Source organism: Streptomyces sp. 8K308 (assembly GCF_004348315.1).
Lineage (GTDB): Bacteria > Actinomycetota > Actinomycetes > Streptomycetales > Streptomycetaceae > Streptomyces.
The window spans coordinates 54,692-67,651 of the sequence record NZ_SMKC01000002.1; the positions used below are offsets into that span (position 1 = coordinate 54,692).

General features: G+C 73.1%; 9 protein-coding genes and 1 pseudogene. 6 read left to right on the plus strand and 4 right to left on the minus strand.

All coding sequences use genetic code 11. The annotated features are described in order from the left end of the window. Positions 1–9: 9 nt before the first annotated feature. Positions 10–702: a response regulator transcription factor gene (locus E1265_RS00710; RefSeq protein ID WP_132928218.1), complete on the minus strand. Its 693-nt coding sequence runs from the start codon at positions 700–702 to the stop codon at positions 10–12. Positions 703–952: 250 nt separating this feature from the next. Between E1265_RS00710 and E1265_RS00715 the strand changes: the two genes are divergently transcribed. The 5 genes from E1265_RS00715 (at position 953) to E1265_RS00735 (ending at position 6,004) form a co-directional block, all read left to right on the plus strand. Beyond that, a complete protein-coding gene (locus E1265_RS00715) occupies positions 953–1,741 on the plus strand; it encodes an amino acid ABC transporter ATP-binding protein (RefSeq protein WP_132928219.1) in 789 nt (262 codons plus the stop codon). A 79-nt stretch (positions 1,742–1,820) separates the two neighbouring features. Next, the gene (locus E1265_RS00720; RefSeq protein ID WP_132928220.1) at positions 1,821–2,666 is read left to right on the plus strand and encodes a glutamate ABC transporter substrate-binding protein; all 846 of its coding nucleotides are present in this window, start codon (positions 1,821–1,823) and stop codon (positions 2,664–2,666) included. A gap of 84 nt (positions 2,667–2,750) precedes the next feature. Beyond that, the gene (locus tag E1265_RS00725) at positions 2,751–3,422 is read left to right on the plus strand and encodes an amino acid ABC transporter permease (RefSeq protein ID WP_132928221.1); all 672 of its coding nucleotides are present in this window, start codon (positions 2,751–2,753) and stop codon (positions 3,420–3,422) included. Then, on the plus strand, positions 3,419–4,396 hold the full coding sequence (locus E1265_RS00730) for an amino acid ABC transporter permease (RefSeq protein ID WP_132928222.1): 978 nt from the start codon (positions 3,419–3,421) through the stop codon (positions 4,394–4,396). The genes E1265_RS00725 and E1265_RS00730 overlap by 4 nt, the downstream gene beginning before the upstream one ends. A gap of 60 nt (positions 4,397–4,456) precedes the next feature. Then, complete coding sequence (locus tag E1265_RS00735; RefSeq protein ID WP_132928223.1) at positions 4,457–6,004, plus strand: FAD-dependent monooxygenase; 1,548 nt, start codon at positions 4,457–4,459, stop codon at positions 6,002–6,004. A 23-nt stretch (positions 6,005–6,027) separates the two neighbouring features. On the opposite strand, the pseudogene recX reads toward E1265_RS00735, so the two are convergent. The 3 genes and pseudogenes from recX to E1265_RS00750 form a co-directional block, all read right to left on the minus strand. Beyond that, positions 6,028–6,738 (minus strand): annotated as a pseudogene (recX, locus tag E1265_RS00740) (recombination regulator RecX); the annotation flags it as partial. Continuing rightward, entirely contained in the window at positions 6,636–7,754 is a 1,119-nt protein-coding gene (recA, locus tag E1265_RS00745; RefSeq protein WP_132928224.1) for a recombinase RecA, read from the minus strand. The pseudogene recX and the gene recA, both read right to left, overlap by 103 nt. 176 nt (positions 7,755–7,930) lie before the next feature. Beyond that, the gene (locus E1265_RS00750; protein WP_132928225.1) at positions 7,931–8,125 is read right to left on the minus strand and encodes a DUF3046 domain-containing protein; all 195 of its coding nucleotides are present in this window, start codon (positions 8,123–8,125) and stop codon (positions 7,931–7,933) included. Between the two features lie 71 nt (positions 8,126–8,196). Here E1265_RS00750 and E1265_RS00755 point away from each other — a divergent pair, with 71 nt between their 5' ends. Continuing rightward, on the plus strand, positions 8,197–12,906 hold the full coding sequence (locus E1265_RS00755; RefSeq protein ID WP_207930901.1) for an ATP-dependent helicase: 4,710 nt from the start codon (positions 8,197–8,199) through the stop codon (positions 12,904–12,906). The last annotated feature ends 54 nt before the right edge of the window (positions 12,907–12,960 follow it).

The following is a 12,960-nucleotide window of genomic DNA, read 5'->3' on the forward strand; positions in this document are numbered from 1 at the left end:
GGGTGGGTGTCAGGCGGTGGGAAGCGCCAGCCGGTAGCCGACGCCGCGGACGGTTTCGACGAGCCCGGGCCGGCGCAGCTTGGCCCGGAGCGAGGCGACGTGCACCTCGAGCGTGCGGCCCGTCCCCTCCCAGCTGGTCTGCCAGACGTCGCTGATGATCTGCTCCCGGCGGAAGACGACGCCGGGGCGCTGGGCCAGCAGGGCGAGCAGGTCGAACTCCTTGCGGGTCAGGGAGATCTGCCGGCCGTCCACCGAGACCTGGCGGGTGGCGAGCTCGACGGTGATGGGGCCGAGGCTGAGCACGCCGGTGGGGCTGGTCTCCGGGGCCGCCGCCTCCTCCTCGTGGGCCTTGCGGCGGCTGACCGCGTGTATCCGGGCCAGCAGCTCGCCGGTGTCGTAGGGCTTGACGACGTAGTCGTCGGCGCCCAGATTGAGGCCATGGATACGGGAGCGGACGTCGCTCCGCGCGGTCACCATGATGATGGGCACCGAGGCGACCCGCCTGATCCGGCCGCAGACCTCGAAGCCGTCCACGTCGGGCAGCCCGAGGTCGAGCAGCACGACGTTGAAGGAGCGGTCGCGGACCAGCGTGACGGCCTCCTCGCCGCCGCGCGCGCGGACCACGTCGAAGCCGTGCCTGGTCAGGACGGCGACCAAGGCGGCGGCGACATGCTCGTCGTCCTCGACCAGGAGCAGTCTCACCCGCGCATTCCTCCCACGGCAGTTGAAGCGTATCCCCGCATCCACGCCGATGGACGCTGCCGGCGTCAAGGGGGTCCGAAGGAGCTGAACGGTTCCGTTACCCGGTTCTCACCGAAAGCGCTCACCGGAGCACCGAGCGCAACGAGACCGCGATCACATCGTGACCCTCAATTTCCGCTCAGATCTGCTGACGGTACTTGTAAGCGCTGGCTAAGGTCCCGTCAACCGACGAGGACGGAGCAAAGCCACGATGAGCAATGTGCCGCTGACCAAGGATGCCGCTGAGGAGGCCGCGCCCCTGGCGGAAGACCTTGTCGTCCTGGACAGCGTGAACAAGCACTTCGGTGCGCTGCACGTGCTCCAGGACATCAACCTCACGATCAAGCGCGGTGAAGTGGTCGTCGTGATCGGGCCTTCCGGCTCCGGCAAGTCGACGCTCTGCCGGACGATCAACCGCCTGGAGACCATTGACGCGGGATCGATCACGATCGACGGTGACCCCCTGCCCGACGAGGGGCGGGGCCTCGCCCGGCTCCGCGCCGACGTGGGCATGGTCTTCCAGTCCTTCAACCTCTTCGCGCACAAGACCGTGCTCGAGAACGTGATGCTGGGTCCGATCAAGGTCCGGCGTCAGAACAAGGAAGAGGTCGAGGCCCGGGCACGTGAGCTGCTCGACCGGGTCGGCGTCGGCACCCAGGCCGACAAGTACCCGGCGCAGCTCTCGGGTGGTCAGCAGCAGCGGGTGGCGATCGCCCGGGCCCTGGCCATGCAGCCCAAGGTGATGCTCTTCGACGAGCCCACCTCGGCGCTCGACCCGGAGATGATCAACGAGGTCCTCGAGGTCATGCAGCAGCTGGCCAGGGAGGGCATGACGATGGTCGTCGTCACCCACGAGATGGGCTTCGCCCGTTCCGCCGCCGATCGCGTGGTCTTCATGGCGGACGGCCGGATCGTCGAGGAGGCGGCCCCTCACCAGTTCTTCGACAACCCCCGCAGCGACCGGGCCAAGGACTTCCTCTCGAAGATCCTCAAGCACTGACGCTCGCGACTCGCGACCGCGACCGAGCCCGGTCGCCCACGGACCCGCACCACTTTTTACGACAACAAGGGATCACGTAATGAGACTCCGCAAGGCAAGCGCGCTGGCCGCCTCCGTTCTCGCTCTCTCGCTCGCCGCCACGGCGTGCGGCTCCGGTGACGACGAGGGTGACGGCGGAAGCGAGGGCGGAAGCGGCGGCGACAGCATCACGATCGGCATCAAGTTCGACCAGCCGGGCCTTGGCCTGCAGACCCCGGACGGCGACTACGCCGGCTTCGACGTGGACGTCGCCACCTACATCGCGGGCGAGCTGGGCTACGAGCCCGACCAGATCGAGTTCGTCGAGTCGCCAAGTGGCGACCGGGAGAGCATGCTCCAGCGCGGCGACGTGGACTTCATCGTGGCCACCTACTCGATCACCGAGGAGCGCGAGCAGCAGGTCAGCTTCGCGGGCCCGTACTTCCTCGCGCACCAGGACCTGCTGATGCGGGCGGGCGAGACGGTCTCCTCGCCGGACGAGATCAACGACCTGACGCTCTGTTCGGTCGCCGGTTCCACCTCCGCGCAGAACGTCCAGAACGACTTCGCCCCGGACGCCCAGCTCCACGAGATGGGCACCTACTCGGAGTGCCTGACCGGCCTGGAGAACGGCGCGGTGGACGCCCTGACCACGGACGACTCGATCCTCGCCGGCTACGCCTCGCAGGAGGTCAACCAGGGCAAGTTCGAGCTGGCCGGTCTCGAGCTGAGCGACGAGTACTACGGCGTCGGCATCCCCAAGGACGACACCGAGCTCCAGCAGCAGATCAACGACGCGATCACGAGCATGGTCGAGTCCGGTGCCTGGCAGGAGGCCGTCGACGCCAACCTCGGCCCGGCCCAGTACGAGAACGAGCCCGCCCCCGAGATCGAGGCAGCCAGCTGACCCACCGGGTCCCCGTGGCGCGCCGCCTCGACCGGCGGCGCGCCGCACCCATTCCGCACCCTCTAGTCGAGACTGAGAGACTCCGTGTTCGACTTCCTAGACCTCGAACAGTACGACCTGTTCGGCGCGTTCTGGACGACGGTGCAGCTCACCGTCCTCTCCGCGATCGGCTCGCTGATCTGGGGCACGATCCTGGCGGGCATGCGGGTCAGCCCGGTCCCGATCATGCGCGCCTTCGGCACCGCCTACGTCCACCTCTTCCGCAACACCCCGCTGACCCTGATCATCGTCTTCTGCTCGCTGGGCCTGGGCCAGACGTTGCAGATGACGATGTTTTCCGACGACATCGACACCACCGGCTTCCGGCTGGCCGTCCTCGGCTTCATCGCGTACACCTCAACCTTCGTCTGTGAGGCGCTGCGCTCCGGCATCAACACCGTGCCGGTGGGCCAGGCGGAGGCGGCGCGCGCCATCGGCCTCAGCTTCAGCCAGGTGCTGCGCATCGTGGTGCTGCCCCAGGCCTTCCGCTCGGTGGTGGCCCCGCTGGCCAACGTGCTGATCGCCCTCACCAAGAACACCACGGTGGCGGCCGCCATCGGCGTGGCCGAGGCCGCGTTCCTGATGCGGACCATGGTCGAGAACGAGGCCGACCTCATCCCGATCGCCCTGTTGTTCGCCCTCGGTTTCATCATCCTGACCCTGCCGACCGGACTCTTCCTCGGCTGGCTGGCCAAGCGCGTGGCGGTGAAGCGATGACCAACCTGTCCGTTCTGTATGACGCCCCGGGTCCCCGGGCCAAGCGGCGGAACGTGCTCTACGCCGTGCTGTTTGTTGCCGTGCTCGCCGCCTTCTTCTGGTGGGTCATCCAGGCGATGAACGACAATAACCAGCTCGACGCGGAGAAGTGGGACGTCTTCGTCACCGACTCCCGGATCTGGACCACCTTCCTCTGGCCCGGCCTGCAGGACACGCTGACGGCGGCGGCCCTGTCGCTGGTGATCGCGCTGCCGCTCGGCGTCGTGTTCGGCATCGGCCGGCTCTCCGACCACTGGTGGATCCGCCGACCCTGCGACGTCATCGTCGAGTTCTTCCGCGCCGTCCCGGTGCTGCTGATGATGATCTTCGCCAACGAGGCGTACGCGATGTGGTCCGACGTCGACCGTGACGTCCGCCCGCTGTACGCGGTGGTGACCGGCCTGGTCCTCTACAACGCCTCGGTGCTGGCCGAGATCGTGCGGGCCGGCGTGCTGACGCTGCCGCGCGGCCAGGGCGAGGCGGCCCGGGCGATCGGCCTGCGCAAGGGCCAGACCATGGTCCACGTGCTGCTGCCCCAGGCGGTGACCGCGATGCTGCCGGCGATCGTCAGCCAGCTGGTGGTCATCGTGAAGGACACCACGCTCGGTGGCGCCATACTGGGCTACAGCGAGCTGCTGTCCAACGCGCGCCTGGTGTCCACCAACTACGCCAACACCATCGCCGCCTACATGGTGGCCGCGCTGATCTTCATCGCGCTGAACTTCCTGCTCACCAGCCTGGCCGCCTGGCTGGAGAACCGGCTGCGGCGCGGCAAGCGGGGCACCGGCACGGTGGTCAAGAACGACCCGACCGACCCGGCGGACAGCACCTCGATGGCCTCCGCCCTCCCCACCCCGCGGGTGTCCGAGCCGCAGCTCACGGCACCTGCCGGAGTCGCCACCCCGGGCACGCCCGGGACCGACCCCAACCCCTAGCCGATCACCGGGGACCGGGCGGACTTGACGCCCGATCAGCCGCTGGGTTGCATACGTGCTGTGCTGCCCGTGATCATTGCCGGCGCGGGCCCGATCGGGCTCGCGCTGGCGCTTGCCCTGGCCGGGCAGGGCGTCCCCTCCGTGATACTCGACGGCGGAGAGGGACCGGCCCCGAAACGCCTCGCCCGCAGTTGCGTGCTGCCGCCCGACCTGGCCAGATGGGCGGCCCTGCCGGGTCTCGGCCGGGACACCGGGGTGTGGGCGGCCTGGCGCACCAGCGTCCGGGGGCGCGCCGTCTTCCGCCACGAGTTCCCCGAGCGCACCGCGCCGCGCCACGTGCCGCAGCACGTGCTCGAACACGCCCTGCGGGAGGCCGCGGGCCACGAGGAGCTGATCCGGATCGCGGCCGGGCACCGGCTGACGGACCTAGAGCAGCACGACCGCGAGATCCTGGCCCACACGGTGCGCCGGGCGCCCGAGGGGCAGCGCGGCCAGGCCAGGTCGTTCCGCGGCAGCTACCTCGTCGGCTGCGACGGGGCCCGCTCCACCGCCCGCAAGCTGCTGGGCATCGCCTTCCCCGGGCGCACCGGCGTCGAGCGCTACGCGGTGGCGGCGTTGCGCGCCGAGCTGCCCTGGCCTGGCGAGGCCGGGCTGCACCGAGGGGTGCCGCAGGCCGAGGTCATCACCAGGCCGCTGGCCGGCGACCGGTGGCGGCTCGACTGGCCGCTGCCGCCTGACGGCGCCCTGGTCACCCCGGACGCCATGCTGGAGCGGGTGCACGCCACGCTCACCACCTGGCACGACGGTGAACTCCCGCCCTACGAATTGCTGGACGCCGGCGTGCACATCTGCCACCAGCGCCTGGCCCGCCGCTGGCGCGCCGGCCGGGCGTTCCTCGCGGGGGACGCGGCGCACCTGCTGGGGGCGCTCGGCACCCAGCAGGTCGCCGAGGGCCTGCGGGACGTGGACAACCTGGCCTGGAAGCTGGCCATCGCCTGTCGCGAGGGCGACGCCGAGACCCTGCTCGACAGCTACGAGGCCGAGCGCCGCACCGCCGTCGCCGATCGGCTGCGGGCGGTCGACCAGGCGCTGCCACTGGTGCGCGGCGGCGGGCTCGCCGGCCGCCTCACCGGGCGCGGCCGGGGGCGGCTCACCCTGCTCGCCGACGGCCACCTGGGCCGCGGCACCCTGGGCGCGCCCGCCGGCTATCCGGCGTCCCCGCTGGCCAGCACCGCGCCCCGCGCCACCCCGGCCGAGCCGCCAGGCACCCTGGTCGACGACGTCCCGGTGACGTCCCTGGACGGCGCCCAGGGCTCACTCAGGGAGCGCCTCGGCGGCCCGCTGCTGCTGGTGCTGACCGCCCCGGGATCGCGGGTGTGGGACGCCAGGCACTGGCTGACGGCCGGCCTCATGCCCCGGCTGGCGGCTGCGGTCGGCACCCTGCCGCTGCCGGCTGAGCTGATGGTCACCGAGGAGTATCCGGGGGCCGGCGCGCACACCCTGCTGGTCGTCCGCCCCGACGGACACCTGGCCGCCGCGCTGCCGGGCACCGACCTGGCCGCTCTCACCGAGTGCGTGCGCGGCCTGCGCGGCGCCACGGGGGCCTAGCCGCTCCGCCTGGGCGGGGCCGCTCAGAGGCCGTCCCCGATCAGCTCGGTCTCCTCGCCAGGGTCCTCCCCCTCGGCGGCCAGGGCCTCCCTGACCACCCGCAGGGCCGTGCCCTCCGGGTAGCCCTTGCGGGCCAGCATCCCGACCAGCCGGCGCAGTCGCCGATCGCGGTCGAGGCCCCGGGTGGCCCGCAGCCGGCGGGCCACCAGCGCCCGGGCCGTGTCCTCCTCGCGCTCGGCGTCAAGGCGGCCGATCGCCTCGTCGATGGATGCGGCGGCCACCCCCTTGGTCCGCAGCTCGCGCGCCAGGGCTCGCCGGGCGAGCCCACGGCCGTGGTGCCTGGACTCCACCCAGGCCGCGGCGAAGGCGGCGTCGTCGATCAGCCCCACCTCCTCGAACCGGTCGAGGACCGCCGCCGACACCTCGTCCGGCACGTCCCGCTCGCGGAGCGCGTCGGCCAGCTCCCGACGCGTCCGCGGTGTCCCGGTGAGCAGCCGCAGGCAGATCGCCCGCGCCCGCTCCTCCGGGCTCCTCGGGGGGTGCGGTGGCCCTGCCCCGGCCCTCGACGCGGCGGGGCCACCGCCGTCTTCGTGTCCCGCGCCCTCCGGCCAGTCGGTGCGCCGGGTCACCGTCAGCTCTTGGCCGCGGCGGCCGCGGGCTTGGCCTTCCCGCCCTTGGCGGGCGCGGGCGGCGCGACGGCGGCGGCCGCGGTGGCGGCCGCGTCCTTGCCCGGCTCGCCTTCGGGCGCCTCGGTCTTGGGCCCGATGCCCAGCTTCTCCTTGATCTTCTTCTCGATCTCGTTGGCCAGGCCCGGGTTGTCACGCAGGAAGTTCCGCGCGTTCTCCTTGCCCTGCCCCAGCTGGTCGCCCTCGTAGGTGTACCAGGCGCCGGACTTGCGGATGAAGCCGTGCTCGACGCCCATGTCGATCAGGCCGCCCTCGCGGCTGATGCCGATGCCGTAGAGGATGTCGAACTCGGCCTGCTTGAAGGGCGGGGCCACCTTGTTCTTGACGACCTTGACCCGGGTGCGGTTGCCGACCGCCTCGGTGCCGTCCTTCAGGGTCTCGATGCGGCGGATGTCGAGCCGCACCGAGGCGTAGAACTTCAGCGCCCGACCACCCGTGGTCGTCTCGGGCGAGCCGAACATCACGCCGACCTTCTCGCGGAGCTGGTTGATGAAGATGGCCGTGGTCTTCGACTGGTTGAGCGCACCGGTGATCTTCCGCAGGGCCTGGCTCATCAGCCGCGCCTGGAGGCCGACGTGGGAGTCGCCCATCTCGCCCTCGATCTCGGCGCGCGGCACCAGGGCCGCCACCGAGTCGATGACGATCAGGTCGAGGGCGCCGGAGCGGATCAGCATGTCGGTGATCTCGAGCGCCTGTTCGCCGTTGTCCGGCTGGGAGAGGATCAGCTGGTCCACGTCCACGCCCAGCTTCTTGGCGTACTCCGGGTCGAGCGCGTGCTCGGCGTCCACGAAGGCGACCGTGCCGCCGGCGCGCTGGGCGTTCGCCACCGCGTGCAGGGTCAGGGTCGTCTTTCCTGAGGACTCGGGGCCGTACACCTCGACCACCCGGCCGCGCGGCAGCCCGCCCACGCCGAGGGCCACGTCGAGGGCCGTGGAACCGGTGGGGATGACCTCGACCGGCTCGTCCGGCCGCTCGCCCAGGCGCATCACGGCGCCTTTGCCGAACTGCCGCTCAATCTGCGCGAGTGCGGCGTCCAACGCCTTCTCGCGGTCCGTACCTGCCATGGGTGCCACCCGGTCCGTCTGATTCGATCGCTTCACATCCACGGACGCTAGCGCCCGCCACTGACAATCGAGGACCGGGACGCCGTTCCGCACCCCCATAAGAATGGCTGTTCGATTTTTGTGTCAAGCGAACGAGCCGGTCTGTGGATAACCGGGAAAACGCCTGTTCAGAGCCATCACCGCAGGTGCGCGGGCACATCCATGGCCGCACAGACCGCCCGCCAGACGTCCTTGGCGCTCCAGCCCTCGGCCAGCGCCTCGTTCACCGTCTTTCCCCCGAGTTCGGACATCACGTGGTCCCGAGCGAAGGAGTCCGCGTAGGCAGGACCGAACTGCTCCGCCATCCGCTGCCAGAAGTCCGTCAACCGCATACCTCCAGTATCCCGCCGCCCCCGAGGGTGCCCGAGAGTGGCTGTCAGTGCCGGGTGTCACGATGAGGGACATGGACGGACAATCGGCACCGGGCGCGGCGGGCGCGCTCGACGGGTTCTCACCGGCCACCAGGGCATGGTTCACCAGGGCCTTCCACGCGCCGACGGCGGCGCAGGTGGGGGCCTGGCAGGCGATCGCCGAGGAGTCGGACGCCCTGGTCGTCGCGCCGACCGGCTCCGGCAAGACCCTGGCCGCCTTCCTCGCCTCGCTCGACCGACTGGCGGCCACGCCGCCGCCGGCCGAGCCGCTGAAGCGCTGCCGAGTGCTGTACGTCTCGCCGCTCAAGGCGCTCGCCGTCGACGTTGAGCGGAATCTGCGCAGCCCGCTCACCGGCATCCGGCAGGAGTCGGCCCGCCTCGGCCTCGCGGTGCCGGAGATCCGCGTCGGCATCCGCACCGGCGACACCCCGGCGGCCGACCGCCGCACCCTGGCCCGCCGGCCGCCCGACATCCTCATCACCACCCCGGAGTCGCTGTTCCTCATGCTCACCTCGGCCAGCCGCGAGGCGCTGGCCGGCGTCGAGACCGTGATCCTGGACGAGGTGCACGCGGTCGCCGGCACCAAGCGCGGCGCGCACCTGGCGCTCTCCCTCGAGCGGCTCGACGCGCTGCTCCCCAGGCCGGCCCGGCGGATCGGTCTCTCCGCCACGGTGCGGCCGGTCGACGAGGTGGCCAGGTTCCTCTCGCCGCAGCGCAAGGCGAGGATCGTCCAGCCGCCGTCCGGCAAGGAGTTCCAGCTCTCGGTGGTCGTGCCCGTCGCGGACCTGGGCGAGCTCGGCGGCTCGCCCGTGCCCGACGCCCCGGGCCCCGGCGGCTCTCCCGGCGGCCCGCCGTCCATCTGGCCATCGGTCGAGGAGCGCATCGTCGACCTGGTGCTCGCCCACCGCTCCACCATCGTCTTCGCCAACTCGCGCCGGCTCGCCGAGCGCCTGTGCAACCGGATGAACGAGATCGCCCACGAGCGCGCCACCGGCGAGCCGCTGCCCGAGGAGCACTCCCCCGCCGCGCTGATGGGCGGCTCCGGGGCCACCAGGGGCGCCCCCGCGGTCCTCGCCAGGGCACACCACGGCTCGGTCTCCAAGGAGCAGCGCGCCCTGATCGAGGAGGATCTGAAGGCCGGCCGGCTGCCGGCCGTGGTCGCCACCTCGAGCCTGGAGCTCGGCATCGACATGGGCTCGGTCGACCTGGTCGTCCAGGTCGAGTCCCCGCCCTCGGTGGCCTCCGGGCTGCAGCGGGTGGGCCGCGCCGGCCACCAGGTGGGTGCCGTCTCGACCGGCGTGGTCTTCCCCAAGTACCGGGGGGATCTGGTGCAGTCGGCCGTGGTCACCGAGCGGATGCGGGCCGGCGCCATCGAGGCGCTGCGGATCCCGGCCAACCCGCTGGACGTGCTGGCCCAGCAGTTGGTCGCGATCACCGCGATGGACACCTGGGACGTGGACGAGTTGCTCGCCCTCGTGCGGCGCGCCGCGCCGTTCGCGGCCCTGCCGGAGTCCGCCTTCCACGCGGTGCTCGACATGCTGGCCGGCCGGTATCCGTCGGACGCCTTCGCCGAGCTGCGGCCCAGGCTCGTCTGGGACCGGGTGGCGCACACCGTCGCCGGCCGGCCGGGCGCCCAGCGGCTGGCCGTCACCTCCGGCGGCACCATCCCGGACCGCGGCCTGTTCGGGGTGTTCCTGGCCGGCGCCGACCCGCGCCGCGGCGGCGGCCGGGTCGGCGAGCTCGACGAGGAGATGGTCTACGAGTCCCGGGTGGGGGACGTCTTCACGCTCGGCACCACATCCTGGCGCATCGAGGACATCACCCGGGACCGGGTCCTGGTCACGCCGGCGCCCGGGGTGCCTGGCCGGCTGCCGTTCTGGAAGGGCGACCAGCTGGGTCGCCCGCTGGAGCTCGGCCGCGCGATCGGCGCGTTCGTGCGGGAGATCGGCGCCCTGTCCCCGGAGGCCGCCAGGGAGCGGCTCGCCGCCGCCGGCCTCGACGCCTGGGCCGTGGACAACGTGCTCGGCTATCTCGGCGAGCAGCGTGAGGCCTGCGGCCACGTCCCGGACGACCGCACCATCGTCGTCGAGCGGTTCAGGGACGAGCTGGGCGACTGGCGGATCGTGGTGCACTCCCCGTTCGGCGCCCAGGTGCACGCCCCCTGGGCCCTGGCGCTCGGCGCGCGGCTCACCGAGCGCTTCGGCATGGACGCGCAGGTGCTGCACGCGGACGACGGGATCGTGCTGCGGCTGCCGGACGCCGACCTGCTGGCCGTCGAGGCCGGCCTCGACCCGGAAGGGCCGGTCTCCGGCGCGGGGGACGCGGCGTTCGACGACGGCCAGGCACCAGTCGGCGCGGGGGACGTGCTGTTCGACCGGAGCGAGGTCGACGACCTCGTCACCGACCAGGTGGGCGGCTCCGCCCTGTTCGCGTCGCGCTTCCGCGAGTGCGCGGCCCGCGCGCTGCTGCTCCCCAGGCGGGACCCCGGCCGGCGCACCCCGCTGTGGCAGCAGCGCCAGCGGGCGGCCCAGCTGCTGTCGGTGGCCTCCGAGTTCGGGTCATTCCCGATCGTGCTCGAGGCGGTCCGCGAGTGCCTGCAGGACGTCTTCGACGTGCCGGGCCTGGCCCAGCTGATGGGCGACATCCAGGCCCGCCGGGTCCGGCTCGTCGAGGTCACCACCCGGGAGCCCTCGCCCTTCGCCCGCTCCCTGCTCTTCGGCTACGTCGCCCAGTACCTCTACGAGGGGGACTCGCCGCTGGCCGAGCGCCGCGCCGCGGCACTCTCCCTGGACTCGCGGCTGCTTGCCGAGCTGCTCGGGCGGGCCGAGCTGCGCGAGCTCCTCGACCCCGAGGTGCTCGCCGACCTGGAGCGGGAGCTGGGCTGGCTGACCGAGGAGCGCCGGGTCTCGGGCGTCGAGGGCGTCGCCGACCTGCTGCGGGTGCTCGGCCCGCTCACGGACGCCGAGCTGGCTGCCCGGGGAGCGCACCCCGAGTGGGCGGCGGAGCTGGCGGCCGCCCGCCGCGCGCTGCGGGTGCGGATCGCCGGCGAGGAGCACTGGTCCGCCATCGAGGACGCCGGCCGCCTGCGGGACGCGCTGGGCGCCGCGCTGCCGGTGGGGGTGCCGGAGGCCTTCACCGAACCGGTGGCCGATCCGCTGGGCGACCTGCTGTCCCGCTACGCCCGCACCCACGGCCCGTTCACCTCGGCTCAGGCCGCCGCCCGCTTCGGGCTCGGCACGGCCGTGGCGGACGGCGCGCTGCACCGGCTGGCCGCCGCCGGCCGCCTGGTGCAGGGCGAGTTCAGGCCGGGCGAGGCCGGCCAGGAGTGGTGCGAGCCCGGCGTGCTGCGGCGGCTACGCCGCCGTTCCCTGGCCGCCCTGCGCCAGGAGGTCGAGCCGGTCCCGCCGGCCGCCCTGGCGGCCTTCCTGCCCCGCTGGCAGCACCTCGCGGGGCCGGGCGGGGCCGGCGAGTTGCGTGGCGTCGACGGCCTGCTGCGGGCCGTCGAGCAGTTGCAGGGCGCGCCCGTGCCGGCCTCGGCGCTGGAGCGCCTGGTGCTGCCCTTCCGGGTCAGGGGGTTCGCCGCGCCGCTGCTCGACGAGCTGACGGCCTCTGGCGAGGTGGTGTGGGCGGGCGCCGGAGCGCTGCCCGGCAAAGACGGCTGGATCTCGCTCTACACGGCGGACGCCGCCCCGCTGCTGCTGCCGCCCCCGCTGCCGCTGGAGCTCGGTCCCCTGCACCGCGCCGTTCTCGACACGCTGGTCGGCGGCTACGGGCTGTTCTTCCGGCAGATCGCCGAGCAGGTGCGGGCGGGCGGCGAGGAGGCGTCGGACGCGGCCCTGGCCGAGGCCGTCTGGGATCTGGCTTGGTCCGGCCGGCTGACCAACGACACCATAGGCCCGCTGCGCGCGCTGCTCGGCTCGGGCCGCACGGCGGGCGCGACCGCACACCGGGCCCGCCGGGCCACGCCCCGCGGCCGCTACGGCGCGCTGGCCGTCCCCACCGGCCAGGCGAGGCGCCCCACGGCCTCCCGGAGCGGGCCGCCGACCGTCTCCGGCCGCTGGTCGCTGCTGCCGCCACGGGAGGAGGAGCCGACGCTGCGCGCCCACGCCCTGGCCCGCTCCCTGCTCGACCGGCACGGCGTGGTGACGCGCGGCGCCGTGGCGGCGGAGGGCGTGCCGGGCGGCTTCGCGGCCGCCTACCGGGTGCTCTCCGCCTTCGAGGAGAGCGGCCAGGCCAGGCGTGGCTACGTGGTGGAGGGGCTCGGCGCCGCCCAGTTCGCGATGGACGGCGCGGTGGACCGGCTGCGGGCGATCGGCTCGGCCGCCGACGGCGCGCCCTCGGCCACCGGCGGCCGGCGCGCCGTGCTGCTGGCCGCCGCCGACCCGGCGAACGCGTACGGTGCCGCGCTGCCCTGGCCCGAGCCGCCGCAAGGCGCGGGGCACAAGCCGGGCCGCAAGGCCGGGGCGCTCGTGGTGCTGGTGGCGGGGGAGCTCGCGCTCTACCTGGAGCGCGGCGGGCGGTCGATGCTCGCCTGGGCGCCCGATGGCGCCGCCGAGGTCGTCGAGGAGGCGATGCGGCCGGCCGCTGAGGTGCTGGCCGCAGCAGCCCGCGAGGGCGCGCTCGGCACGCTGACGGTGGAGCGGGTCAACGGCTCCCCGGTGCTCACCGATCCGCTGTGGGTCCGGCTGCTCGAGGGCGCCGGCTTCCACGCCACGCCCAAGGGACTGCGCCTGCGGGCATAGGGCATACGTGGCCAGGAAAAGTACTCACCGGCCCGCCGATGCGGCGGCGGGCCG